The 24,057-nt window shown below is 73.1% G+C and carries 26 protein-coding genes and 4 tRNA genes; 15 read left to right on the top strand and 15 right to left on the bottom strand.

The window, feature by feature from the left end; genetic code table 11:
- The first annotated feature begins 82 nt into the window (after positions 1–82).
- Positions 83–1,456 carry an FAD-dependent oxidoreductase gene (locus AC1DT4_RS16260; RefSeq protein ID WP_477090836.1) on the top strand — a complete coding sequence of 458 codons (1,374 nt, stop codon included), beginning with the start codon at positions 83–85 and terminating at the stop codon, positions 1,454–1,456.
- 75 nt (positions 1,457–1,531) lie between these two features.
- On the opposite strand, the gene AC1DT4_RS16265 is transcribed toward AC1DT4_RS16260, so the two are convergent.
- The 3 genes from AC1DT4_RS16265 to AC1DT4_RS16275 are packed head-to-tail and all read right to left on the bottom strand — an operon-like array spanning position 1,532 to position 4,051.
- Positions 1,532–2,305, bottom strand: a complete 774-nt coding sequence (locus tag AC1DT4_RS16265; protein ID WP_477090837.1) for an amino acid ABC transporter ATP-binding protein — start codon at positions 2,303–2,305, stop codon at positions 1,532–1,534.
- Positions 2,306–2,316: 11 nt separating this feature from the next.
- Positions 2,317–3,207, bottom strand: coding sequence for an amino acid ABC transporter permease (locus AC1DT4_RS16270; protein WP_477090838.1), 891 nt, complete (start codon positions 3,205–3,207; stop codon positions 2,317–2,319).
- A 7-nt stretch (positions 3,208–3,214) separates the two neighbouring features.
- Positions 3,215–4,051, bottom strand: a complete 837-nt coding sequence (locus AC1DT4_RS16275) for an ABC transporter substrate-binding protein (protein ID WP_477090839.1) — start codon at positions 4,049–4,051, stop codon at positions 3,215–3,217.
- A 109-nt stretch (positions 4,052–4,160) separates the two neighbouring features.
- Between AC1DT4_RS16275 and htpX the strand changes: the two genes are divergently transcribed.
- From htpX to AC1DT4_RS16290, 3 genes are all read left to right on the top strand, one after another.
- Positions 4,161–5,045, top strand: coding sequence for a zinc metalloprotease HtpX (gene htpX / locus AC1DT4_RS16280; protein WP_477090840.1), 885 nt, complete (start codon positions 4,161–4,163; stop codon positions 5,043–5,045).
- Between the two features lie 340 nt (positions 5,046–5,385).
- Complete coding sequence (locus AC1DT4_RS16285; protein ID WP_477090841.1) at positions 5,386–5,616, top strand: hypothetical protein; 231 nt, start codon at positions 5,386–5,388, stop codon at positions 5,614–5,616.
- Between the two features lie 115 nt (positions 5,617–5,731).
- The gene (locus tag AC1DT4_RS16290; protein WP_477090842.1) at positions 5,732–7,102 is read left to right on the top strand and encodes a low temperature requirement protein A; all 1,371 of its coding nucleotides are present in this window, start codon (positions 5,732–5,734) and stop codon (positions 7,100–7,102) included.
- On the opposite strand, the gene AC1DT4_RS16295 is transcribed toward AC1DT4_RS16290, so the two are convergent.
- Complete coding sequence (locus AC1DT4_RS16295; RefSeq protein WP_370505095.1) at positions 7,099–7,602, bottom strand: YajQ family cyclic di-GMP-binding protein; 504 nt, start codon at positions 7,600–7,602, stop codon at positions 7,099–7,101. The two genes, AC1DT4_RS16290 and AC1DT4_RS16295, sit on opposite strands and share 4 nt — an antisense overlap.
- A gap of 167 nt (positions 7,603–7,769) precedes the next feature.
- Here AC1DT4_RS16295 and AC1DT4_RS16300 point away from each other — a divergent pair.
- Positions 7,770–7,851 (top strand) — tRNA-Tyr (locus AC1DT4_RS16300).
- Between the two features lie 96 nt (positions 7,852–7,947).
- Here AC1DT4_RS16300 and AC1DT4_RS16305 read toward each other — a convergent pair.
- Positions 7,948–8,412, bottom strand: coding sequence for a hypothetical protein (locus AC1DT4_RS16305; RefSeq protein WP_477090843.1), 465 nt, complete (start codon positions 8,410–8,412; stop codon positions 7,948–7,950).
- A gap of 128 nt (positions 8,413–8,540) precedes the next feature.
- On the opposite strand from AC1DT4_RS16305, the gene AC1DT4_RS16310 reads away from it, so the two are divergent.
- The 5 genes from AC1DT4_RS16310 (at position 8,541) to AC1DT4_RS16330 (ending at position 9,870) form a co-directional block, all read left to right on the top strand.
- Positions 8,541–8,613, top strand: a tRNA-Thr gene (locus tag AC1DT4_RS16310).
- A gap of 60 nt (positions 8,614–8,673) precedes the next feature.
- Positions 8,674–8,747 (top strand) — tRNA-Met (locus AC1DT4_RS16315).
- Between the two features lie 85 nt (positions 8,748–8,832).
- Complete coding sequence (gene rpmG, locus AC1DT4_RS16320) at positions 8,833–9,003, top strand: 50S ribosomal protein L33 (RefSeq protein ID WP_029290226.1); 171 nt, start codon at positions 8,833–8,835, stop codon at positions 9,001–9,003.
- Positions 9,004–9,013: 10 nt separating this feature from the next.
- Entirely contained in the window at positions 9,014–9,463 is a 450-nt protein-coding gene (locus AC1DT4_RS16325) for an FAS1-like dehydratase domain-containing protein (protein ID WP_477090844.1), read from the top strand.
- Positions 9,460–9,870: a MaoC family dehydratase gene (locus AC1DT4_RS16330; RefSeq protein WP_477090845.1), complete on the top strand. Its 411-nt coding sequence runs from the start codon at positions 9,460–9,462 to the stop codon at positions 9,868–9,870. Before AC1DT4_RS16325 ends, AC1DT4_RS16330 begins: the two co-directional genes overlap by 4 nt.
- Here the strand turns inward: AC1DT4_RS16330 and AC1DT4_RS16335 are convergent.
- Entirely contained in the window at positions 9,863–10,933 is a 1,071-nt protein-coding gene (locus AC1DT4_RS16335; RefSeq protein WP_477090863.1) for a LacI family DNA-binding transcriptional regulator, read from the bottom strand. The two genes, AC1DT4_RS16330 and AC1DT4_RS16335, sit on opposite strands and share 8 nt — an antisense overlap.
- Positions 10,934–11,117: 184 nt before the next feature.
- Here AC1DT4_RS16335 and AC1DT4_RS16340 point away from each other — a divergent pair, with 184 nt between their 5' ends.
- From AC1DT4_RS16340 to AC1DT4_RS16350, 3 genes are read left to right on the top strand one after another with little or no spacing between them, the layout of a single operon-like run.
- Positions 11,118–12,494 carry an MFS transporter gene (locus AC1DT4_RS16340; protein WP_477090846.1) on the top strand — a complete coding sequence of 459 codons (1,377 nt, stop codon included), beginning with the start codon at positions 11,118–11,120 and terminating at the stop codon, positions 12,492–12,494.
- A gap of 36 nt (positions 12,495–12,530) precedes the next feature.
- Positions 12,531–13,772 carry an MFS transporter gene (locus tag AC1DT4_RS16345; RefSeq protein ID WP_477090847.1) on the top strand — a complete coding sequence of 414 codons (1,242 nt, stop codon included), beginning with the start codon at positions 12,531–12,533 and terminating at the stop codon, positions 13,770–13,772.
- 58 nt (positions 13,773–13,830) lie between these two features.
- A complete protein-coding gene (locus AC1DT4_RS16350; RefSeq protein ID WP_477090864.1) occupies positions 13,831–14,931 on the top strand; it encodes a UDP-N-acetylmuramate dehydrogenase in 1,101 nt (366 codons plus the stop codon).
- Here AC1DT4_RS16350 and AC1DT4_RS16355 read toward each other — a convergent pair.
- The 9 genes from AC1DT4_RS16355 to AC1DT4_RS16395 form a co-directional block, all read right to left on the bottom strand.
- Positions 14,853–15,293: a GntR family transcriptional regulator gene (locus AC1DT4_RS16355; RefSeq protein WP_477090848.1), complete on the bottom strand. Its 441-nt coding sequence runs from the start codon at positions 15,291–15,293 to the stop codon at positions 14,853–14,855. The two genes, AC1DT4_RS16350 and AC1DT4_RS16355, sit on opposite strands and share 79 nt — an antisense overlap.
- Positions 15,290–16,219, bottom strand: coding sequence for a hypothetical protein (locus AC1DT4_RS16360; RefSeq protein ID WP_477090849.1), 930 nt, complete (start codon positions 16,217–16,219; stop codon positions 15,290–15,292). Before AC1DT4_RS16360 ends, AC1DT4_RS16355 begins: the two co-directional genes overlap by 4 nt.
- A 64-nt stretch (positions 16,220–16,283) precedes the next feature.
- Positions 16,284–17,306, bottom strand: a complete 1,023-nt coding sequence (locus tag AC1DT4_RS16365; RefSeq protein WP_477090850.1) for an adenosine deaminase — start codon at positions 17,304–17,306, stop codon at positions 16,284–16,286.
- Positions 17,303–17,986 (bottom strand): response regulator transcription factor, encoded by a 684-nt coding sequence (locus tag AC1DT4_RS16370; protein ID WP_477090851.1) that lies wholly within the window; start codon positions 17,984–17,986, stop codon positions 17,303–17,305. Before AC1DT4_RS16370 ends, AC1DT4_RS16365 begins: the two co-directional genes overlap by 4 nt.
- The gene (locus AC1DT4_RS16375; protein ID WP_477090852.1) at positions 17,983–19,524 is read right to left on the bottom strand and encodes a sensor histidine kinase; all 1,542 of its coding nucleotides are present in this window, start codon (positions 19,522–19,524) and stop codon (positions 17,983–17,985) included. The genes AC1DT4_RS16370 and AC1DT4_RS16375 overlap by 4 nt, the downstream gene beginning before the upstream one ends.
- 42 nt (positions 19,525–19,566) lie before the next feature.
- Positions 19,567–20,331 carry a VOC family protein gene (locus AC1DT4_RS16380; protein ID WP_477090853.1) on the bottom strand — a complete coding sequence of 255 codons (765 nt, stop codon included), beginning with the start codon at positions 20,329–20,331 and terminating at the stop codon, positions 19,567–19,569.
- A 43-nt stretch (positions 20,332–20,374) separates the two neighbouring features.
- Entirely contained in the window at positions 20,375–21,214 is an 840-nt protein-coding gene (locus AC1DT4_RS16385) for an ABC transporter permease (RefSeq protein WP_477090854.1), read from the bottom strand.
- Entirely contained in the window at positions 21,211–22,059 is an 849-nt protein-coding gene (locus AC1DT4_RS16390) for an ABC transporter ATP-binding protein (protein ID WP_477090855.1), read from the bottom strand. The genes AC1DT4_RS16385 and AC1DT4_RS16390 overlap by 4 nt, the downstream gene beginning before the upstream one ends.
- A 3-nt stretch (positions 22,060–22,062) precedes the next feature.
- Positions 22,063–23,292, bottom strand: a complete 1,230-nt coding sequence (locus AC1DT4_RS16395; RefSeq protein WP_477090865.1) for a pyridoxal phosphate-dependent aminotransferase — start codon at positions 23,290–23,292, stop codon at positions 22,063–22,065.
- A gap of 244 nt (positions 23,293–23,536) precedes the next feature.
- Between AC1DT4_RS16395 and AC1DT4_RS16400 the strand changes: the two genes are divergently transcribed.
- Both AC1DT4_RS16400 and secE read left to right on the top strand, forming a co-directional pair.
- Positions 23,537–23,609: transfer RNA gene (locus tag AC1DT4_RS16400), tRNA-Trp, on the top strand.
- Positions 23,610–23,750: 141 nt separating this feature from the next.
- On the top strand, positions 23,751–24,041 hold the full coding sequence (gene secE, locus AC1DT4_RS16405) for a preprotein translocase subunit SecE (RefSeq protein WP_477052244.1): 291 nt from the start codon (positions 23,751–23,753) through the stop codon (positions 24,039–24,041).
- Positions 24,042–24,057 lie beyond the last annotated feature (16 nt).

The raw sequence follows: 24,057 nt of genomic DNA on the forward strand, positions 1-24,057 counted from the left end.
GTCTGTCGCGCCCGGCCCTCGCCGGAGCAGACCGGACGCACCCGTCCGCAGGGCTCCCCTGATCGGAAGGCACCCGCGTCCCGTGAGCACCCCGACTCTGCGAGTGGCCGTCGTCGGCGCAGGACCGGCAGGCATCTACGCCGCCGACATCCTGTCGAAGACCGACCTCGACGTCAGCATCGACCTCTACGAGCGCCTGCCCGCGCCGTTCGGGCTCGTCCGCTACGGCGTCGCGCCGGACCACCCGCGCATCAAGCAGATCATCGTCGCCCTGCACAAGGTGCTCGAGCGCGGCGACATCCGCCTGCTGGCCAACGTCGACTACGGCACGGACCTCAAGCTGGACGACCTGCGCCAGTTCTACGACGCGGTCATCTTCTCCACGGGCTCCATCCGCGACGCTGCGCTGCCGGTCCCGGGCATCGACCTCGAGGGTTCCTACGGTGCCGCCGACTTCGTGTCCTGGTACGACGGGCACCCGGACGTCCCGCGCACGTGGCCGCTCGAGGCCCGGACGGTCGCCGTCCTCGGCGCCGGCAACGTGGCGCTCGACGTGGCGCGCATCCTGGCCAAGCACGCCGACGACCTGCTGCCCACCGAGGTCCCGGGGAACGTCTACGAGATCCTCAAGGCCTCGCCGGTCACGGACGTGCACGTGTTCGCCCGCCGCGGCCCGGCCCAGGTGAAGTTCTCGCCGCTGGAGCTGCGCGAGCTGGGTCACGTCCCGGACGTCGACGTCATCGTCTACCCCGAGGACTTCGACTTCGACGAGGGCTCGATGGCCGCCATCCACTCCTCGAACCAGACCAAGCAGGTGGTCAAGACCCTCACGGACTGGACCCTCAAGGAGCCGGAGGAGAACACCGCGAGCCGGCGCATCCACCTGCACTTCCTGCACAAGCCGGTCGAGATCCTCGGCGAGGACGGCCGGGTCGTCGGCATCCGGACCGAGCGCACCGCGCTCAACGGCGACGGCAACGTCACCGGCACGGGCCAGACGCACGACTGGCCGGTCGAGGCCGTCTACCGCGCGGTCGGCTACTTCGGCTCGCCGCTGGTCGACATCCCGTTCGACGACGTCGCCGGCGTGATCCCGAACCGCGAGGGCCGGGTGGTGGACGTCGACGGCGAGCACCTGCCGGGCGTCTACGCCACGGGCTGGATCAAGCGCGGCCCGGTCGGGCTCATCGGGCACACCAAGTCGGACGCGTCGGAGACCATCCGGCACCTCGGCGAGGACGTCGCCGAGGGCGGCGAGGCGTTCTACACGGCCACCGACCGCGACCCCGAGGCCGTCACCGAGTTCCTGCACGGCCGCGGCGTCGACGTCATCACCTGGCAGGGCTGGGAGCTCCTCGACGCCTACGAGCGCTCGCTGGGCGAGCCGCACGGCCGCGAGCGCGTCAAGCTCGTCCCGCGCGACGAGATGGTGTCGGTCTCGCTCGGCCGCGCCTAGAACCACCCGCAACGTCCGAGCGGATGCAGGTCAGAGCCTGCGGCTGCTCGGACGTTGTCGTGTGCGGGGGCGGGCTCAGCCCGTGATGCGGCGCAGGAACTCGCGCGTGCGCTCCTGCTGCGGGTCGCCCAGCACCTGCTCGGGCGTGCCGCGCTCGTGCACGCGGCCCTCGTGCAGGAAGCAGACCTCGTCGGCCACCTCGCGCGCGAAGCCCATCTCGTGCGTGGCGACGACCATGGTCAGCCCGGTCTGCTTGAGCTCGGCCAGGAGCGAGAGGACCTCGCCGACGAGCTCCGGGTCGAGCGCGCTGGTCACCTCGTCCAGGAGCATCACGGCGGGCTTCCCGACGAGGGCGCGCGCGATGGCCACGCGCTGCTGCTGACCGCCCGAGAGCTCGTCGGGGAACGCCTGCGCCTTGGTGGCCAGGCCGACGCGCTCGAGCACGGCCAGCGCCTCGGCCCGCGCCTGCTCGACCGGGATCTTGTGCACCAGCCGCGGGGCGAGCGTCACGTTGTCGATCACGCGCAGGTGCGGGAACAGGTTGTACGCCTGGAACACCATGCCGATCCGGGCGCGGACCGCGTTGGCGTCGAGCCGGGGGTCGGTGATGTCCTGCCCCTCGAGCTCGATCACGCCGTCGTCGATCTCCTCGAGCAGGTCGATGCACCGCAGCAGGGTCGACTTGCCGGACCCCGAGGCGCCGATCAGCACGACGACCTTGTGCGCACGCACGTCGAGCGAGAGGTCGTCGAGGACCACGTGCTCACCGAACGCCTTGCGGACCCCGCGCACGGAGAGCAGCGGCGTCGCCCCGACGCTCAGCGGCTTGCCGGGCATCGGGTCGCGCATGCGCCCCGGCGTCACCGCAGCGCCCCGCCGCCGGCGAGCGCGCCTTGCGACCCCACCCACCCGGAGCGCTTCGCGAACGCGTCCGTGAACCGGGTGAGGGGGATGGTCAGGGCCACGAACAGGACGCCGGCCACGACGTACGGCGTGAAGTTGGCGTAGCGGGCGGTCTCGATCTGCGCGGCACGGACCGCGTCGATGGCGCCGAGGATCGAGATGAGGCCCGAGTCCTTGGACAGCGCGACGAGGTCGTTGAGCAACGGCGGGATGACGCGGCGCACGGCCTGGGGGAGCACGACGTGCCGCATCGCCTGCGCATGGGTGAGGCCGAGCGAGCGGGCGGCAGCCACCTGCGACGGGTGCACCGACTCGATTCCCGCCCGGAACACCTCGGCCACGTACGCCGAGTACGTGAGCACCAGGGCGAGCCCGCCGAGCACCACCGCCGACGTCGGGATCCCCTGGAGTCGCAGGCCGGGCAGCCCGAACCCGACGAGCAGCAGGACGAGGATCAGCGGCAGGCCCCGGAAGATGTCGACGTACCCGGTGGCCAGCGCGCGCAGCGGGTAGAACACCGGGCCGCGCAGCGTGCGCACGAGCGCCAGCGCGAGCGCGAAGACCACGATGAACACGGCGCTGACCGCCATGACGCGGATGTTCAGCCACAGCCCCTGCAGGATCGCCGGGAACGAGGCCGTCGCGACGTCCCAGTCGAAGAACGACGCCTTGACCCGCGGCCACCCCGGCGACGACCTGAGCGCGAGGACCGCGACCGCGACCAGCGTGATCGTCGAGACGACGGCGACGGCCGTCGACCTGCGGGTGCGGGCCTGCCGGTAGGCGTCCCGCTCCTGCTGGCGCGCCGAGGGCACGAAGCTCGTCGCCGGGCTCACGGGCGAGCTCACTGGAGCATCACTTGAGGACCGGGGCACCCGCGGCGTCGGTGAGCCACTCGGCCTCGAGGTCGCCGAGCGTGCCGTCCTGGTCCAGCGCGTCGACCGCGTCGCTCACCGGCTTCGTGAGCGAGCTGCCCTTGTCGAGCACCAGGCCGAACTGGTCGCCACCGGCGCTCTCCGGGAGCGTGCCGACGAGGATCCCGCCGTCCAGCTCGGCGGCGGTGATGTAGAGCGCGGTCGGCAGGTCCACGACGATGGCGTCGACGAGCCCGGACGTCAGGGCCTGCTTGACCTGGTCGTTGTCGTTGAACGGCGACACGGGCGTGGTGGGGTCGATGACCTCCTGGGCGGCGGTGAGGCTCGTGGTGCCCACCATCGCGCCGATCTTCAGGGCCTTGAGGTCCGCGAGGGTCTTCGCGGCGGCGCCGGCGGAGCCCTCGAGCGTCACCACGGCCTGCGACGTCGTGTAGTACGGCGAGGAGAAGTCGAGGTTGGCCTTGCGCTCGTCGCTGATCGACACCTGGTTGATCGCGAAGTCGAACTTCTTGGCTCCCGGCGCGATGATCTGGTCGAAGCTGGCGACCTCCCACTTCACGTGGTCCTTGTCGAAGCCCAGCTGGTCGGCCACCGCGTACGCGACCGCGGACTCGAAGCCCTTGCCGCTCGACGGGTCGTTGTCCACGACCCACGGCTCGTAGGCAGGGTCGGAGGTCGCGATCGTCAGCACGCCCTCGGTCACGGTGGCCAGGGTGCCGTCGCTCGGAGTGGTTCCCGCATCGTCGTCGGTCGGCGCACACGCCGCGAGCGCCAGGGCGGCGAGGGCGGCGAGGGCTGTCCAGCGGGCTGTGCGCACGGCGATCTCCGGAGGGGTGTGGTCGGGACGTGGGGGCCAGGATACGAGGGAACCTGCGTGCGGCGGCGCGCGTTCCACGGGTGCACGTGCGCAGAGGGAGAGAAGGACGATGGGTCACCAGCACTACAACGGCGTGAAGACGGCGGCACTCTTCGGGGCGATGTGGGCCGTCCTCCTCGGCATCGGCTGGCTGCTCGGCGGCGGCACGTCCAAGTACCTGCTCCTGTTCACCGGCCTCGGCCTCGTGATGACGGCCTACAGCTACTGGAACTCGGACAAGATCGCGATCCGGGCCATGCGCGCTCGGCCGGTCAGCGAGATCGAGCAGCCGGGCATGTACCGCATCGTCCGCGAGCTCTCCACGGCCGCGCGGCAGCCCATGCCGCGCCTCTACATCTCGCCGACGGCCGCGCCCAACGCCTTCGCCACCGGCCGCAACCCGCAGAACGCCGCGGTCTGCTGCACGGAGGGCATCCTGCAGCTGCTCGACGAGCGCGAGCTGCGCGGCGTCCTCGGGCACGAGCTCATGCACGTCTACAACCGCGACATCCTCACGTCGTCGGTCGCGGCGGCGGTGGCGGGCGTCATCACCTCGCTCGCGCAGTTCGCCCTGTTCTTCGGCGGCGGCAGCGACCGCGACCGCGGGGGTAACCCGATCGCCGGCCTGCTCCTCGCGATCCTTGCCCCGGTGGCGGCCACGATGATCCAGCTCGCCATCAGCCGCACCCGCGAGTTCGACGCCGACGAGGACGGCGCCCGGCTCACCAACGACCCGCTCGCGCTGGCCTCGGCGCTGCGCAAGCTCGAGCAGGGCACCAAGGCGCGGCCGCTCCCGCAGGACCGCCAGCTGGTCGACGTCTCGCACCTGATGATCGCCAACCCGTTCCGCGGGGCCGGTATGGGGCGCCTCTTCTCGACGCACCCGCCGATGGCCGAACGCATCGCGCGGCTCCAGGCGCAGGCCGGCGCGCAGGGCGGCATCGAGCGCTACTGACGTATTTGGCTGGCGTGGGTGCCGCGGCGCCCGGCAAGGTACGGCAGTCGAGCACACGGGGAGGAGAACCCACGATGAGGTCCATCGACGACCGACGCCGCGCGATGCCCGCGGCCCGTGTGGTCGTCCACCTGCCGCGCGCGGTGACGCCGTCGTGACCTGACCACAGGTCGTCGAGGGCCGTTCTCCGCACGCGGGGAGCGGCCCTTCGCGTTCCCCCTGCGGGCGCAGGTGCCCGAGGGGTCTCATAAGCCCCGCCGGAGAGGTTCGACTCCTCTGCCCGCAACCCCGCGCCCGTCCACGCCCATCCATCCCCGTCCACGCCCGGAAGGAGACCGACATGGTCCGCCTCGTCAACCAGTCCCTGATCGCCTCGCACGCGGAGCTCTCCGCGCAGGACGCCGAGCGCGCCCGGCGCCGCATCGCCCGGCGCACCGCCCGCAACCCGTTGCGGCGCGTGCACCTGACGTGCGAGCCCGTCGCCGTGCGTGACCCGCTCGCCCGGGTCGGCGACCGCGTCTGGTGCGACAACCACGCCGACTGGGCGACCGTCGTCGACGTCGTCGAGTAGAGGCCCGGAGGCGAGCGCTCGCCGGGGCGCACGAACCGCGTCTCTGCAGCAGACTCGTCTGCGGTCGACCACGGCGGTGGGCGGACCTCGATCCGACGCAGACGGGACGCGGGGCATGACCGGTCACGACGAGGACCTGAGAGCGGAGCTCCGCCGGGAGCTGCGGCACCGGGTGCGACCGCTGACGGGCCTCGTCGCGCCGGGCGCCGCCCGCCGGGTCACCCCGCTGGAGCTGCTGTACGACCTCACGTACGTCATCGCGTTCGGGGCGGCGGCGGAGGAGCTCGCAGCCGCCTTCGCCGACGGCCACTTCACCGCCGGCGTCGCGGCGTACCTCTTCGCGATCTTCGCGGTCGGCTGGGCGTGGCTGAACTTCACCTGGTACACCTCCGCGTACGGCAACGACGACGCCCTGTTCCGCGTCGCGACGATCGTGCAGATGGTGGGCGCGCTGATCCTCGTGTTCGGCCTGCCGCAGAGCTTCGAGGACGCGGCGGACGGCCGGAGCCCGAACAACCTGCTCCTGGTCGTCGGGTACCTGGTCATGCGCGTGCCGCTCATCGCCCTGTGGTTGCGTGCCGCGGTCCACGACCCGGCCCACCGCCGGACGACGCTCGCCTACGCGATCACGATCTCGATCGCCCAGCTCGGGTGGCTGCTGACCGCCGTGATCCCGATGACGACGGGGATCGCCGTCCTGGCGCTGGGCGCGCTCGTCGCCGCAGAGATGACGGCGAGGGTCGTCATCGAGAACGTGCTGGGCTGGACGCCGTGGAACGCCAGCCACATCGCCGAGCGGTTCGGGCTCCTGACCCTGATCACGCTCGGCGAGATCATCTTCGCCACGACCCGCACCGTGAGCGCGCTGACGCAGGAGCAGGGGTGGTCGCTGCCCGCGGTGGTCATCGCCACGTCCGGCCTCGTCCTGGCGGCGGGGCTGTGGTGGGCCTACTACCTCGTCCCGTCCCAGGTGCTCCTGCGGCTCTGGCCCGAACGCGTCTTCGCGTGGAGGTACACCCACCTGCTCCTGTTCGCCGCGATCCCGGCCGTCGGTTCAGGACTGCGCGTCGCGGCCGACGCGCTCGAGGGCGGGGCGCCGACGCTGCTGCAGATCGCGCTCTCGCTCGCCGTCCCCGTCGCGGCCGTCCTCGTGCTGATCTTCGTCCTGTGGAGCGTTCTGGTGCGCTCCTACGACCTGACGCACGTCCCCCTGCTGCTGGTGTCGCTCGTGCCGCTCGTCGCCGCCGTCGTGGTGGCCGTGGCCGCGGGCCAGGGCGCGTCGTTCGACGCCGAGAGCGCCTCGGACCTCACGGCCCTGACCGCGATCGTCGCCCTCGTCGCCGGCAGCGCGGTCGTCGAGGTCGTCGGGCACGAGATCGTCGGGTACCCGCACACCCTGCGTGTCGTCGAGCGCCAGCAGCGCGAGGATGCGAGGACGAGCCCCCCGGACGACCGGCGCGCCGCCCGAGGGGGTCGCCGCGACTAGCGGTAGTTGGTGAACTGCAGGTCGGCGTCGACGTCGGCGCCCTTGAGCAGCGCGATCACGGCCTGCAGCTCGTCGCGGCTCTTGCCGGAGACGCGCAGCTCGTCGCCCTGGATCTGCGTCTTGATGCCCTTCGGCCCCTCGTCGCGGATGATCTTCGCCACCTTCTTGGCGGTCTCGCTGCTCAGACCCTCCTTGATGAGCGCCTCGAGCCGGTACTCCTTGCCGGACGGCTTGGGCTCGGGGCCGTCCTCGCCGGTGTCGAGGGACTTGAGCGAGATGCCCCGGCGGATGAGCTTCGACTGGAACACGTCGAGCACGGCGAGCACGCGCTCGGACGAGTTGGCGATCATCAGGATCTTCTCGCCGCTCCACGCGATCGAGGCGCCCACGCCCTTGAAGTCGTACCGCTGGGCGATCTCCTTCGAGGCCTGGTTGAGGGCGTTGTCCACCTCCTGGTGGTCGACCTTGCTGACGACGTCGAACGAGGCTTCGCTCGCCATGGCTCTCCTCCTGCTGCCCGGTCGTTGCCGGGACTCGTCTGATGGACGGGCGGCTGGCTCCGGGGGACCGCTTTCGCGAGCACCGCCCGGGTGTTGCTATCCTTCCACCCGCACGCTGCACGCGCGTTCGCCCCTGGGGCGTCCTCTCGGTCGGTGGGCACACCCTTGGCGGGTTACCCGAGTGGCCAAAGGGGGCTGACTGTAAATCAGCTGGCAACGCCTACGGGGGTTCGAATCCCTCACCCGCCACGTCCGGACGGCCGTTCTCCTCGAGAGAGCGGCCGTCCGTCGTTCCCGGGCAGACGAACGGGCCGCCCCGGTCGAGGCGGCCCGAGCGGCATGCGGTCAGGACGAGGCGCCGCAGGTGTACGTCCCCTCGGTGAGCGAGACCATCGATCCCTCGTAGAGCGTGAAGAACGTCCCGGCGTCCTGCTCCGACGCGAACGCGACGCCCACGCCGAGCGGGTCGGCGATCCCGGTCAGGCCGGCCAGCTGTTCCTCGGCGCCGCTCTGGCACGCGGGGTCCCACGGCAGCGTCTGGTAGCCCAGCGCGGACAGCGAGTCGATCGACGGCTGGAGCGTCGTCGTGTCCCCGTCGCCGGTCTCGGTGACCTCGGTCCACACCACCCAGAAGGGCGCGGAGGTGGCGGTCGGGTCGATCGCGGTGGGCCACGTGGACGGGGTCGGGGTGCCCGTGGGGGCGGGTTCGGCGGTGGCGCCGCGGTTGTCGCCCGTGCACGCGGCGGTGCCGAGCAGGAGGGCGGCGGTGAGCGTGAGGGCAGCAGCGGTGCTGCGTCGAGGCGGGCGCATGGGCGGGAGCGTGGCACGCACCGCGGGGCGCCGACCATGAGGCGAAACGTTTAGGCAGGGCGCTCCGGGACCGGTCGGAGCAGCCGATTTCGCGACCACCCCAGGGCCCGTGTAACCTTGCTCGCGCTGCCCCGATAGCTCAGTCGGCAGAGCGTCTCCATGGTAAGGAGAAGGTCAAGGGTTCGATTCCCTTTCGGGGCTCTGTGGTGTGTTCGAAGAAGTGCCGTGATTGCGCGGCACGGACCGCGGGCGCATCGACATGGCGGGGTAGCTCAGGTGGTTAGAGCACACGGCTCATAATCGTGGTGTCGCGGGTTCGAGTCCCGCTCCCGCTACCGCCAGTGACACAACAGCGCGTCGGCCGGCGCGCAATGACGAGATCGCATGCATCCCGTACCGGGTGCGAGAGGTGGCAAGACCATGGCCAGCAAGAGCTCGGACGTCCGTCCGAAGATCACGCTCGCGTGCACGGAGTGCAAGGAGCGGAACTACATCACCAAGAAGAACCGTCGGAACGACCCCGACCGTCTCGAGATGAAGAAGTTCTGCCCGCGCGACAACCGTCACACCCTGCACCGCGAGACCCGCTGACCTCGCCGCGATGCCGGTCGATGTCGGGTACGCGGGACGCCAGTACCCGCCGACCGAGGCCTACGAGGTAGGCCGCGAGAAGCTCCGGGAGTTCGCCGACGCGGTCGGCGCCTCCCACCAGGCCCACACGGATCCGTCGGTGGCGCGCACGCTCGGGTATCCCGACGTCATCGCGCCGCCGACGTTTGCCGTCGTGGTGGCCCAGCGGGCCGAGGCCCAGCTGTTCGAGGACCCCGCCGCCGGCATCGACTTCAGCCGGGTCGTGCACGCGGACGAGCGCTTCACGCACCACCGGCCCATCCACGCGGGTGACCGCCTGGTGACCGTGCTGCACGTCGACGCGATCACGGTGCGCGCCGGGCTGGCCATGATCACCACGCGCGCCGAGATCGCGGCCCAGGACGGCGAGCCCGTCGCGACCGTCGTGTCGACGCTCGCCGTGCGCCCGGAGGAGTCATGACCGAGCTGGCCGTCGGCGACGAGGTCGCCCGCCGCGAGATCACCGTCGACCGCGCGCGCCTGGTCCGGTACGCCGGCGCGAGCGGGGACTTCAACCCCATCCACTGGAACGACCGCGTCGCCACCTCGGTCGGCCTCCCGGGCGTCATCGCGCACGGCATGTGGACCATGGGTGCGGCCTCGAGCGTCGTCGCCGACTGGATCGGTGACCCCGGTGCCGTCCTCGACTACCAGGTCCGCTTCACGCGTCCGGTGCCCGTGCCCGACCCCGGCGCCGCCACCATCGAGGTCGTCGCCGTCGTCGGCGCGATCGACCCCGAGGCCGGCACCGCGCGCATCGACCTCACCGTCGCCGTCGACGGCGTCCGGGTCCTCGGCAAGGCGCAGGCGGTCGTCCGCCTCAGCTGAGGTCGGCCGGCGCCGGGCCGGTCGTCGTCCCGATCCGCAGCTCGACAGGCAGCTCCCGCGTCGACGGGCCCTCGCCGGCGAGGAAGTCCTCGACGGCGTGCCCGACGGCGGCGCCCTTCTCCTCGAGCGGCTGCACCACGGTGGTCAGCACGTCCGGCTGGAGCCAGGGCAGGTCGAGCCCGTCGAACCCGCTCACCGACACGTCCTCAGGGACGCGCAGGCCGAGCTCGCGGGCGGCGAGCACGACGCCCGAGGCGAGCAGGTCCGACTGGCACGCGATGGCGGTCGGGCGGTCGGGCGTGGAGAGCAGCGCGGTGCCGGCCGCGCGGCCGTGTTCGACCAGCGAGGCCGGCGTCTCCCAGATCGCGACCGGTGTGACGCCCGCGTCGGTGATCCCCGCCAGGCGGCGACGCGTGATCTCCCAGTCGAGGTGGCCCATCTTCTCCGGCGCGACCAGGCCCTCGCCGCGCGAGCGGTCGAACGGCAGCGTGACCGTGGCGATCCGGGTGTGGCCCAGCGCCAGCAGGTGCTCGGCCGCCTGCCGCATCCCGCCGCGGTCGTCGATCCCCACGGAGCTGACGTCGCTCTGGTGCTGCCCCTCGACCAGGACGGTCGGGATCCCGCGGCGTCGCAGGGCCCCGAGCATGGGGTCGTCGGTCGTGCCGCCCCACATGATGACGGCGACGTCCATCGCGGCGGACTCGAGCAACGGGTCGACCGCCGGGCCGCTCGGGTCGCTCGAGCCGGGGATGAGCAGGACGCCCAGGTCGAGCGGGCCGAGGGTGCTGACCAGGCCGTCGAGGACCTGGATGGACACGGGGTCGCGGAACGAGCGGCGCAGCGAGTCGCCGACCACGACGCCGACGATCCCGGACCGCCCGCGGCGCAGCTGGCGGCCGAGGGGGTTGGGCCCCGAGTAGTCCAGCGCGGTGGCGGCGTCGAGCACGCGCTGGCGGGTGGCCGCCGCGATCGGACCGGCCCCGGAGAACGCGAGGGATGCCGTCGACACGGAGACGTGCGCGGCGGCGGCGACGTCGGCCAGGGTGGGACGGTGCGGGGACAGGGGTCGGACCTCCGAGTCGGCGTCGCGGGGCCGAGGCACGCGACGCGCGGGACGCGCGCGCAGGTTTGACGCAGCGGCAAGCGTACCCGCAGAATGACACCGTCCCTCAAATCGATTCGACCGATCCCGACGGCGCCCGGTCGAATCGATTCGATACGTCAGTCAGATCCGATGGAGCAAGCCCGTGCGCCACCCCGCCACCGCCGTGAGTCGAGCCCGTTGGCTCCTCATGGGTCTGTTCGCCCTGACGGGCATCACCTTCTCCAGCTGGCTCGCCCGCATCCCCACGGTCCGCGACCTGCTCGACCTGTCCACCGCCGAGCTCGGCGTGATGCTGCTCATCGGGTCGGTCGGTGCCCTGCTCACGGTCACCGTCTCGGGCGTCGTCGTGCAGCGGTTCGGCAGCCGCGTCGGCATCGTCGCGTCGACGGGCGTGCTCGCGGTCGGCCTCGTCCTCATGGGCATCGGGCCGACCATCGGCTCGCTGACCCTGCTCGGGGTCGGCATCTTCCTCAACGGCGTGGCCGTCGCGCTGGGCAACGTGCCGCTCAACGTCGAGTCGGCCCGCATCGAGCGGGCGATGGGCCGCACGGTCATCCCGCAGTTCCACGCGGCCTTCTCGATCGGCGCCGTGACGGGCTCCGCGCTGGGCGCGACCGCGTCGCACCTCGGCATCTCGGTCGCGGCGCAGTTCACCGCCGTCGCGGTGCTCGCCGTCGTCTGGCGGCTGGCGTCGCTGCGCGGCGTCGTCCTCGCCGGGGCGCCCAGCGACCGACCTCGCGCGCACACCGTCGCGCCCGCGGGCACGCCGACGATGGGCCGACGCCGGCGGATCGCCAGCTCGCTCGACTCGTGGCGCGAGCCTCGCACGCTGCTCATCGGCGTCGTCATCATGGCCGCCGCCCTCTCGGAGGGCTCGGCCAACGACTGGCTGTCGCTCGCCGTGGTCGACGGCTTCGACCAGCCCGAGGCGGTCGGTGGCGCGATGCTCGGCGTGTTCGTGGGCGCCATGACGCTGGTCCGGCTGCTCGGCACCCGCCTCATCGACCGGTTCGGCCGCGTGGCCGTCCTGCGCGCGTCGGGGCTCGTCTCCCTCGTCGGCCTCCTGCTCTTCGGCTTCGCGCCGAGCCTCGCCCTCGCCGGCGTGGGCACCGTGCTGTGGGGCTTCGGCGCCGCGCTCGCTGTCCCCGTCGGCATCGCCGCGGCGTCCGACGACCCGATGCGCGCGGCCGGCCGGGTCGCGGTCGTGTCGTCGTTCGCGTCCGTCGCGTCGATCGCCGCCCCGCCGCTGCTGGGCATCGCGGCGGCCTCGACCGGCGCCCGGCACGCGCTGGTGTTCATCGCCGTCGCCATGGTGGCGAGCGTCCTGCTCGCCGGCCGGGTGGCCCCCGAGAAGGCGTCGATCTCGGAGGCGCCCGAGCGTCACGAGAGCGACGAGCCGTTCGTCCACCTTGCGGACGCCGACCCGGACCCGCTGGGTGCGATCGCCGCCCGGCACGCCGACCATCTGGCGGCCGACCGCCGCCGCCGTTCCCGCCGCCGCCTCGTGCGCGTGACCTGACCCAGATCGGACGACATCATGAGCACCGGAGGGCCGATGACGACGCCAGCGGGACAGGACGACGAGCTGATCGGGACGGGCGCGCGGGACCGGGTGGTCGCGAAGGCGTCGGTCGCGGTCTTCCTCGTGTTCTTCCTCAACGGCTTCAACTTCGCCAGCTGGGCCGCGCGCCTGCCCGCGATCCGCGACGGCCTCGACTTCTCGCCGGCCCAGATGGGCCTGCTGCTGCTGGTCGGGGCGGTCGGCTCGCTGGTCGCGCTGCCGCTGTCCGGCATGGTGATCGAGCGCCTCGGCGCCCGCCGGACCGTGCTCGCGTTCGCCATCCTCAACGCCTTCGGTCTGGTCGTCGCCTCGATCGGGGTGGCGCTCGGGCAGGTGGCCGTCGTCGGCCTCGGGCTCGTCCTGTTCGGCGTCGGCACCGGGGTGTGGGACGCGTCGATGAACGTGGAGGGCGCGGTCGTCGAGCAGCACCTCGGACGCACCGTGATGCCGCGGTACCACGCCGGCTTCTCGTTCGGCACGGTGGCCGCCGCCGGGGTCGCCGCCGTGGCGGCCGGGCTGCACGTCCCGGTCGTCGTGCACATCCCGATCGCCGTGGTCCTGTCGGTGATCGGCGTCGCGTTCGCGGTCCGCGCGTTCCTCCCCGCGGCCGACGAGCCCGAGCTGCGGCACCCGTCGGACCGCCCGGAGAAGGGTGCGCGCGGCGCGCTGGCCGCCTGGCTCGAGCCGCGGACGCTGCTCATCGGCCTCGTCGTGCTGGCCGCGGCCCTCACCGAGGGTTCCGCCAACGACTGGGTCAGCCTCGCCGTGGTGGACGGCTTCGACGTCCCGCACGCGCTGGGCGCCCTCGCGTTCGCCATCTTCGTCACCGCGATGACGGCGATGCGCTGGTTCGGCACCACGTTGCTGGACCGCTACGGCCGCGTCACGATCCTGCGCCTGTGCGCGGGGCTCTCGATCGTCGGGCTGCTCACCTTCGCGCTCGCCGGCCAGCTCTGGCTCTCGATCGTCGGCATCGTGGCCTGGGGCGCGGGGGCGGCGCTCGGCTTCCCGGTCGGCATGAGCGCGGCCGCCGACGACCCCATCCGCGCCGCCGCGCGCGTCAGCGTCGTGTCGACCATCGGCTACAGCGCGTTCCTCGCCGGCCCGCCGCTGCTCGGCCTCCTCGCCCAGCACGTCGGCTACCGGCACGCGCTGCTCGTCATCATCGTGCCGGTGGTCCTGGGTCTGCTCGTGGTGAACGCCGCGGCCCCGCTCAAGTCCCGAGAGATAGCCTGATCGGGTGCAGACCGAGCTGAGCACGGACGACTGCTCGCCCGCGAGCGTCCCCCCGTCGATCGTCTGGCCGGGCCGGACCGCGCCGTCCTCCGCCCTCGCGGACCTCACGACCCTGCGGGTCGGCGGGGCCCCGGCCCGGTACGTCGAGACGACGACCGAGGCCGACCTCATCGCGGCCGTGCGCGACGCCGACGAGTCCGGAGAGCCCCTGCTCGTCGTCGGGGGCGGCTCCAACCTCCTCGTGGCCGACGCGGGCTTCGAGGGCGTGGTCGTGCGCGACGTGCGCAGCGGCATCGACGTCCCCGACGCCTCCGCCTGCGCCGGGGCGACGCTCACCGTGCCGGCGGGCACGCCCTGGGACGACGTCGTGCGGTACGCCGTCGAGCAGGAGCTGACGGGCATCGAGACCCTCTCCGGCATCCCCGGCTCGACGGGCGCGACGCCGGTGCAGAACGTCGGCGCCTACGGCCAGGAGGTCTCGCAGAGCATCGCGAACGTCCGGGTCTGGGACCGCGGCCGCGGCAAGGTCCGCACGCTGCCGCTGGTCACGCTCGCCTTCGGGTACCGCACGTCGCTGCTCAAGCGGTCGATGCGCGAGGTGGACCCTGCCGACCCCCAGGCGCCGTGGTCGCCCACGCCCCGCTACGTCGTCCTCGACGTGACGTTCCAGCTGCGCCCCGGCGACCTGTCCCGCCCGATCGTCTACGCCGAGCTGGCCCGCACTCTCGGCGTCGGGGTCGGCGGCCGGGCTCCGCTCGCTCAGGTCCGCGACACCGTGCTCGCCCTGCGCGCCCGCAAGGGCATGGTGCTCGACGCCGCCGACCACGACACGTGGAGCGCCGGCTCGTTCTTCACCAACCCGATCCTCTCGCCCGACGCCGCGGCCGCCCTGCCGCAGGACGCTCCCCGCTTCCCGACGGACGACGGCCGCGTGAAGTCGAGCGCGGCGTGGCTCATCGAGAGGTCGGGGTTCTCCCGCGGGTTCGGCGCCCCCGGCCCGGCCACCCTCTCGACCAAGCACGCGCTCGCCCTGACCAACCGCGGGGGAGCGAAGGCCGAGGACCTGCTCGCGCTCGCCCGTCAGGTGCGCGACGGCGTCCGGTCGTCCTTCGGGGTCGAGCTCGAGCCGGAACCGGTGCTGGTGGGCGTCACGCTCTGACGCCCGAGCAGCGCGCCGTGCACCAGCACCAGCGCCTCGTCGTCGGTCAGGCCGGCGGCACGGACCGCGGCCACGTAGGTCTCGGCGGCGCGGCGCGCGAGGTCGGTCGGCACGGACGCCCCCGCCGCGATGACGGTCCCGGCCCGGCGCCGCGTCTCCACGACACCCTCGGCCTCGAGCTCCCGGAACGCGCGCGCGACCGTCCCGGCGGCGAGGCCCAGATCGGTCGCCAGCGCGCGGATGGTGGGCAGCCGGTCGCCGGCGACGAGCCGCCCGGCCGCCACGTGCGCGACCACCTGCGCGCGGATCTGCTCGAACGCGGGGACTCCCGAGGTGAGGTCGACCTCGAGCTGCGCGGTCATGACGCCTGCGGCTGGGCCGCGGGCTGGCGGTAGGCGTCGGGACGCTGGTCGGCGCCGTCGCGGCGGGGTGCCCCCGTCGAGCGCCAGGCGACCACCGCGCTGACGATCACCACCGCGAGCGCGGCGCACATCCCCAGCGTCGCGACGGCGACGAGGACGGGGTTGCCGAGGGTGACGCCGTCGAACACGCCGCCCTGGGTGCGGCGGAGGCTGTCGGCGGCGAAGAAGAGGCAGCCGCCGAGCGTCCACGCGAGGACGAGCTGGACCCCCCCGAGGAGCCGACGGGCCGAGAGGCGTCGCAGCGCGGCGTCGTCGCTCGCCGCCGTGTCGCTCACCGCCGGGCGACGCGCGATCAGCAGGAGGACCCCGCCGCACCCGGCGAGCACGACGAGTGCGGCCAGCCCGAGCGGGACGCCGTAGAACCAGCCGGGGAACGGGCCGGCACCGGACGTCGCCACGTCGGAGAGTCGCCAGGTCAGCGACCGGCCGTCGTCGTCGGCCGCAGCTCCGCAGATCACGAGCAGCGCACCCAGCGAGAGCGACCACGCCGCCGTGAGGCGGACGAGGCCGCGCGGCGCGATGTCGCGCGCCCCCCGAGGGGCGAGCGGCGCGCGCCGGACCACGCCGGTCGGGCGTGGCCACGTGAGCTCGCCCACCGCCAGCACCGCGACGAACGCCAGGCCGCTCGCCGCAGGGACGAGTCCGAGGCCGGAGCCGCGCACGAGGGTGGTGGCCACGATCAGGACCAGGAGCTGGGTCCCCACCAGGACCGACCAGGCGACGGCCGTGACACGGCGGGCGTGCCGCGTCGCCGTGAGCCAGGCCTCGGACGGGCTGACCGGGCCGGAGGAGCGGGTCGGGCGCAGGGCCCAGCCGACCGCCGCAGCGAGCAGCAGGACCGCCAGGAGGGGAGGCAGGGCGGTCATCGGGTTCTCCTTCTGTATCAATTAATCAACTAATTGATACAATGGCCCTCGGTGCGTGGTGTCGTCAAGACGCCAGCCACTCGTCCACCCCGGCCAGCAGCCGCGCCCGCACGCCGTCGGCCGCGCGGCTTGTCCGGATGGAGGACCGCGCCAGCTCGGCGAGCTCGTCGTCGGAGAACTCGTGCACCTCGCGCGCCAGGACGTACTGGTCGACCAGGCGGGAGCGGAACAGCAGGGGGTCGTCCGCACCGAGCGCCACGGTCGCGCCGGAGTCGACCAGCGCGCGCAGCGGGACGTCGGACGCCCGGTCGTACACGCCGAGCGACACGTTCGAGGCGGGGCACACCTCGAGAGCCACGCCCTCGCCGACGACGCGCTCGAGCACCCGCGGGTCCTCGACCGACCGCACGCCGTGCCCCAGCCGGTCGGGGTGCAGGTGGTCGACGACGTCCTCGACGTGCGCCGGCCCCAGCAGCTCCCCGCCGTGCGGCACGGAGGCCAGGCCGGCGTCGCGGGCGATCGCGAACGCGTGCGCGAAGTCCGCGGTCTCGCCGCGCCGCTCGTCGTTGGACAGCCCGAATCCGACCACCTGGCCGGGCCCGTCCCCGGCGTGGTGCGCCGCGAGCCGGGCGAGCGTGCGGGCCTCGAGCGGGTGCCGCATGCGCGACGCGGCGACGATCACGCCGATGTCCACCCCCGTGCTCGCCGCGGCGTCGCGTGCCGCGTCGAGCACGATCTCGAGCGCGGGCGTCAGGCCGCCGACGAAGGGCGCGTACGACGTCGGGTCCACCTGGATCTCGAGCCGTCCCGACCCCTCCGACGCGTCGTCCTGCGCCGCCTCGATCACGATCCGGCGCATGTCCGCCTCGCCCCGGACGCAGGCGCGGGCGGCGTCGTAGAGACGCTGGAACCGGAACCAGCCGCGCTCGTCCGCCGGGACGTGGAGGGCGTCGTCGTCGAGCAGGGCCGACGGCAGCCGGATCCCGTGGGTCGCGGCCAGCTCCGCCAGCGTCGACACCCGCATCGAGCCGGTGAAGTGGAGGTGCAGGTGGGCCTTCGGGAGGAGGGCCAGATCGCGGGGGGTCACACGCCTGCCGTGGTCGCGTCGATGAGCCGGTACCCGACCCCGCGGACGGTGTCGAAGTGCTCCGCGCCCACCTTGCGGCGCAGGTACCGCACGTACACGTCGACCACGTTCGACCCCGGGTCGAAGTCGAAGCCCCACACCTCGGACAGCAGGCGCTCGCGGGTCAGGACGTCGCCGGGGTGCCGCAGGAACGTCTCGGCCAGCGCGAACTCCCGCGCGGACAGGTCCACCTCCTGAGTGCCCACCTTCATCCTGCGCGTGCGCAGGTCCAGCTGGAGCGCCCCGTGGCGCAGCACGGAGGCCTCCGACGACGACGTGGTCTGCGCGCGCAGGCGCAGCCGGACCCGGGCGAGCAGCTCCTCGAACCGGAACGGCTTGGCCATGTAGTCGTCGGCCCCGGACTCCAGGCCGGTCACGGTGTCGGTCACCGACGACCGCGCGGTGAGCACGATGACCGGCAGGGTCCGGCCGTCGGCGCGCAGGCGGCGCAGCACCTCGAACCCGTCGATGTCCACCAGGCCCAGGTCGAGGATGAGCAGGTCGACGTCGCCGTCCCCGATGCGCGCGATCGCCTCCTCGCCCGACGTCACCGCGCTGGTCTCGAACCCGGACGCGCGCAGGCCCTTGGCCACGAACGCGGCGATGCGCTCCTCGTCCTCGGCGATGAGGATGTGGGTCATCGGTTCTCCAGCAGCTGGGGGACGGGGCGGGGTTCGCCGTCCACGAGGTCGACGGCCGGCAGGTCCAGCACGAAGACCACGCCGGGCCCGACGTTAGCCGGTGGATGCTCCACGAACACCCGTCCGTGGTGGGCGTGTGCGATCGCGGCGACGATCGGCAGGCCCAGCCCGGCGCCGTGCGAGATCCGGTCGGCCTGCCCGCGGTGGAACCGCTCGAAGATGCGGTCGGCCTCCTCGGGCGGGACCCCGAGGCCCTCGTCGCGGACCCACAGCAGCAGACGGTCGCCCGCGACCTCGCTGCCGAGGCGGACCGTGGAGCCGGGCGACGAGTACCGGTACGCGTTGGCGAGCAGCTGCAGCCACGCCTGCGTGATGCGCTGCGCGTCGAGCTGCACGGTGACGTCCGCCCGAGCGGCCACGACCCACCGCCGGTCGCCCAGCCCGCGCGCCTTCTCGTGGACGTCGTCCGTCAGTCGGCCGACGTCCGTCGCGGCGTAGCGGACGAAGTCGGGGCGGTCCGCCGTGGCGAGCGTCATGAGGTCGTCGACCAGGCGCTGCATGCGGTCAAGCTCGTCGAGCGCGAGCGCCTGCGTGGCGCGGACGTCGTCGGGGTCGTCGGGGTCCAGCAGCTCGAGGTGCCCGCGGACGATGGTCAGCGGCGTCCGCAGCTCGTGCCCCACGTCGTCGAGGAGCTCACGCTGCGACCCGAACGCGCGCTCGAGCCGGTCGAGCATGGCGTTCACGGTCCGGGCGAGGTTGGACAGGTCGTCCTTGCCGGTCACGGCGATGCGCTCCGACAGGTCCGACTCGGTGATCCGGCGGGCCGTGTCCCGCAGCAGGCGGATGGGTCGCAGCAGACGTCCGACGACGAACCAGGCCACCACCGCGATGAGCGCGAGGGCGCCGAGCCCGACCGCGGAGTACGTGATGAACGTGCCGCGCAGGCTCGCCAGCTCGGCGGACCGGTCGAACGCGACGACGAACATGCCGGTGCCTGGGTCGCCGGCCAGGAGCACGGGGACCGCGATGAGCCGGTACTGCGTGACGGGCGTCGAGACGGTCTGCGGGACGGCGGGGGCGTCGGTCGGCACGGCGGCCAGCGCCGCGATCAGGTCGGGGTCCTTCTCGAGGTGCACGGCGCGCGTCTCGGGCTGCGCCCACCACGCGGGGCGCCCGTTGAGCAGCGCGACGACGCCCTCGTTCTTGCCGGGCACGCGCTTGCGCACGCTCTCCAGCAGCACCGCGTTGACGTCATCGAACGGCAGGTTGGTGCTCGGGTCCACGCCTGCCTGGACCGCTCTGAGTGCCGCCACGGCCCGGGCGAGCGAGTTGTCGATGCGCGCGTCCGTGGCCCGGGCCTGCAGGGCGAACGCCGAGGCTCCCGCGATCATCACGGCGAGCGCCGCGAGCAGGACGACCGCGGTGAGCAGGCGGGCCCGCACGGTCAGGTGCGCGAGCGAGCGCCGGTGCATCGGGATCGCACCGGTCACGGCGCCGGGGAGCTCGGCGCGGCCGCCGGCCCTGGCGCTGCGTGGCATGGGGGACAGTATGTCCGCCACCCCCCGCCCGGCGCAGGCCTCTCAGTCGAGCGCGCGCATGAACGACCAGAGGTGCCCCTCGAGGTCCCACGCGCTGTAGACGCGGTACCCGTAGTCCTGGTCGACGGGGTGCTGCCGCACGGTGACGCCGGCCTCCACGGCGCTCGCGTGGTGCGCGTCGACGTCGTCCACCAGCACGGCCACCGATGCCGTCGAGGCGCCGAGCGACCGGGGCGACGCCAGCCGGTACGACTCCTGCTCCGGGTGCAGCCAGAGGACGCCGTCGCCCGCGTGGAGCTCGCCGTGCACCGCCCGACCGTCCGGGCCGTGCACCAGCTCGCCGGGCACGAGGCCGAACGTCCGGACCAGCCACGCGTGCGCGGCGCCGATGTCCGCGTACACCAGCAGCGTGATGCGCCGGTGCGCGGCCGGTTCCAGCGTCGTCATCGCCTCGACGACGCCCAGGAGGTCCGAGCCTTCCGACGCCAGCGCGCCGGCGACCCGCGACCGCAGCCGGGCGGTCGCCTCGAGCCGCTCGTCGAGGGTCGCCAGGTGGGTGCGCATCGCCGACGCCAGGTCCCACGCGGGGTCGTCGAGCGCACGCCGCACCTCGCCCAGCCCCATGCCGAGCCGGCGCAGCAGGCAGATCTGGTAGAGCCGCTCGACGCCGGCCGCGTCGTAGAGCCGGTGCCCGGCGTCCGTGCGCGCCGACGGCGTCAGCAGCCCGATCTGCTCGTAGTAGTGCAGCGTGCGGACCGTCAGCCCGCTCGCCTCCGCCAGCTCGCCCACGCGGTGCCCGGTGCCCATGGACAAGGACGCTAGGACCTCACGCCGCGTGAGGGGCAAGAGGTCAGCCGTCGTCCCGGCGCTGCCAGCGGAAGGTCCGGATGCCGACCAGCAGGGCCGCGACCGCCCACACCAGCAGGACGACGGCCGTCGCGCCGTGCTGCCACGATCCGCTGACCTCCCACGACTCCGCGCCCGGCGGCAGGAAGACCGACCGCATGCCCTGCGCCATCCACTTCAGCGGGAACACCGACGCGATCTGCTGCATCCACGTGGGCAGGTCGTTGTAGACGAAGAACACCCCGGAGATGAACTGCAGGACGAGCACGATCGGCGTGACCACGGCGCTCGCCGACTTCCCGGAGCGGGGGACCGACGAGAAGGCCACGCCGCAGAGGGTGCCGGCCGCCGTCCCCAGCAGGAACACCCAGGCGAACGTGGTCCACGCGGCGGCGGCCGTCGGCAGCGGGACGTCGAAGAGCAGCGCCGCGGCCGCGAGCAGCAGCGCCGTCTGGACCAGCGAGGTGACCAGCACCTCGCCCGTCTTGCCCAGGAAGTAGGCCGCCGGCGGCAGGGGCGTCCCGTGCAGCCGCTTGAGCCCGCCGTCGTCCCGCTCGACCGCGATGGTGATGGCGAGGTTCTGGAAGCTGGAGAGCATGATGCCCGTCGCCAGCATGCCGGGGAGGAAGTACTGCGCGAACGGGATCCCGGGCGCCGGACCCACCGTCGCGCCGTCCTGCCCGAACACCGTCGCGAAGATCGCGAGCATGATGATCGGGTACGCGAAGATGAACACGACGGCGTCGCGCTCGCGGAAGAACGTCCGGACCTCGTAGCCCGTGCGCGCGAGCCCGAGGCGCAGCACCCCCGGCAGCGCCGTCCGCGTGGTCGAGTCGGCGCTCACACCCGGGCCTCGTCCGCGATGAGCCCGAGGTACACGTCCTCGAGGGTCGGCCGCAGCACCTGCAGGCCCGGCACCTCGCCGCCCAGGCTCGCGGTCAGCTCGACCACCGTCCGCGTCGGGGTGTCGGTGCGGACCTCGCGCGTCTGCCCGTCCTGCGTCCAGCGCACCACGGCCTGCCGCGCGGTCCGGCCGCCGAGGTCGGCGGGCGGCCCCTCGGCCACGACGTGCCCGTCACGCACGACGACCACGCGGTCGGCCAGCCGCTCGGCCTCCTCCAGGTAGTGCGTGGTCAGCAGGATCGTCGCGCCCTCCGCCGCCAGCGCCTCGACCAGGTCCCAGAACGAGCGCCGGGCCTGCGGGTCGAAGCCCGTCGTGGGCTCGTCGAGGAACAGCAGCTCGGGTCTGCCGACGATGCCGAGCGCCACGTCGAGCCGACGCCGCTGTCCGCCCGACAGCTGCCGCGCGCGGGTCGAGACCTTCTCCTGCAGCCCGACCGCGACGATCACCTCGTCGGGGTCGCGCGGGTCCGGGAAGAACCGGGAGAAGTGCCGGACCAGCTCGCCGACGGTCGCCTCGGCGAGGTCGTTGTTGCTCTGCAGGACGATGCCGAGCCGCGTGCGCCAGGCCCGGTCGCCGGACTGCGGATCCCGCCCGAGCACGCGGGCGTCGCCGCCGTCCCGGGACCGGTAGCCCTCGAGGATCTCGACCGTCGTCGTCTTGCCCGCGCCGTTGGGTCCGAGGATCGCGACCACCTCGCCGGTCGCGACGCGCAGGTCGAGGCCGTCGACCGCCTTCTTCTCGCCGTAGACCTTGCGCAGGCCGGCAACCTCGACGGCGTCGGGCACGGGCTACTCGGCCTCGGCCAGCAGCGACTGGATCCGGCTGATGCCCTCGACCAGGTCGTCGTCGCCGAGCGCGTACGAGAGGCGCAGGTAGCCGCTGGGCCCGAACGCCTCGCCGGGCACGACGGCCACCTCGGCCTGCTCGAGGATGAGGGTCGCCAGCTCCGCGGACGTCGTCGGGGTCACGCCACGGATGGTGCGCCCGAGCACGCCCTCGACCGAGGGGTACACGTAGAACGCGCCCTGCGGCGTCGGGACCTGCACGCCGTCGATCGTCGCGAGCATCTCGACGATGGTGCGCCGGCGCCGGTCGAACGCGGTCCGCATCTCCTCGACGGCGGCGAGGTCGCCGCTGACTGCGGTGATCGCCGCCCGCTGCGACACGTTGGCCACGTTGGACGTGAGGTGCGACTGCAGGTTCGTCGCGGCGGTGATGACGTCGGCGGGCCCGATCATCCACCCCACCCGCCACCCGGTCATGGCGTAGGTCTTGGCGACGCCGTTGAGCACGATCGTCGTGTCCGCGAGCTCCGGGACGACGCGCAGGATCGGCGTGAACACCGCGTGGTCGTAGGTGAGGTGCTCGTAGATCTCGTCGGTGATGACCCAGATGCCGTGCTCCAGCGCCCAGCGGCCGATCTCGGCCGTCTGCTCGGGGGAGTAGACGGCGCCCGTGGGGTTCGACGGGGAGCAGAACAGCAGCGCCTTGGTCCGCGGGGTGCGGGCCGCCTCGAGCTGCTCGACGGTCACCAGGTATCCCTGGTCCGCGCCGGCGAACACCTCGACCGGCACGCCGCCGGCCAGCCGGATCGCCTCCGGGTAGGTGGTCCAGTACGGCGCCGGCAGCAGCACCTCGTCGCCCGGGTCCACGATCGCCGCGAAGGACTGGTAGACGGCCTGCTTGCCGCCGTTGGTGATCAGCACGCTCGACGGCTTCACCTCGTAGCCCGAGTCGCGCAGCGTCTTCGTCGCGACGGCCTCGCGCAGCGCAGGGAGCCCCGCGGCCGGCGTGTAGCGGTGGTTGGCAGGGTCCTTGGCCGCGGCGACCGCGGCGTCGACGATGTAGGCCGGCGTGGGGAAGTCGGGCTCCCCGGCACCGAAGCCGATGACCGGCCGGCCGGCGGCCTTGAGCGCCTTGGCCTTGGCGTCGACCGCCAGCGTCGCGGACTCGGCGATGGCGGCCAGTCGGGCGGACACACGGGCACGGGGAGGGTTCTGCTCGCTCACGGCCCCCATAGTGGCAGAGGTCACGTGGCCCCGGGCTCGTCATTTCGCCGGCCGTATCGGTGGCTGGCCAGGGTGCCTGGGACGGTTCGACCCACGGGCGCTCGTCGCGTACAGTGGACCCCCGGCGGTTGACGTCCGCCATGATGAGCCGTGCCCCGGAGGTCTCCGGGAGCCTGCGCGGACCCCCTGCGGGTGGTGTCCGTCGGTGCGCGCCCTCGAGCGTACGGATCGTCGTGGAGGCCCAGGCCGCCGTAGGGCAGTGGCGCAATTGGTAGCGCAGCGGTCTCCAAAACCGCAGGTTGCAGGTTCGAGTCCTGTCTGCCCTGCGCACGCGTCTGGTCGTCCGGGTCACCCCGGGGGGCCGGGAGGCGAGCAGGACCGCCGGTCGGTCCGGCGCGACGCGTCGGCCCGTCCGTCATGTCGGGCCCCGCACGGGGCCTGACCACCACGAGACGTAGGGGCCAGACGTGAGCGAGACAGCACCGGCTGCGGCGTCCGACGCCGAGGGTTCGGCGGCACGCCCGTCCACGCCCAAGGGTGCCCGGAAGGGCTCGTCCGAGTCTCGTGGCATGTTCGCCCGCATCGCACTCTTCGTCCGCCAGGTCATCGCGGAGCTGAAGAAGGTCGTCCGCCCCACCCGGTCGGAGCTGATCACCTACACGAGCGTCGTGCTCGTGTTCGTCGCCGTGATCATGGCCTTCGTCACCGTGATCGACCTGGGCATCGGCAAGCTCACGTTCTGGGTCTTCGGAGGCTGACGGCCCGCTCGGGGTC

The sequence above is a fragment of the Cellulomonas sp. P4_D11 genome (genome assembly GCF_056401915.1).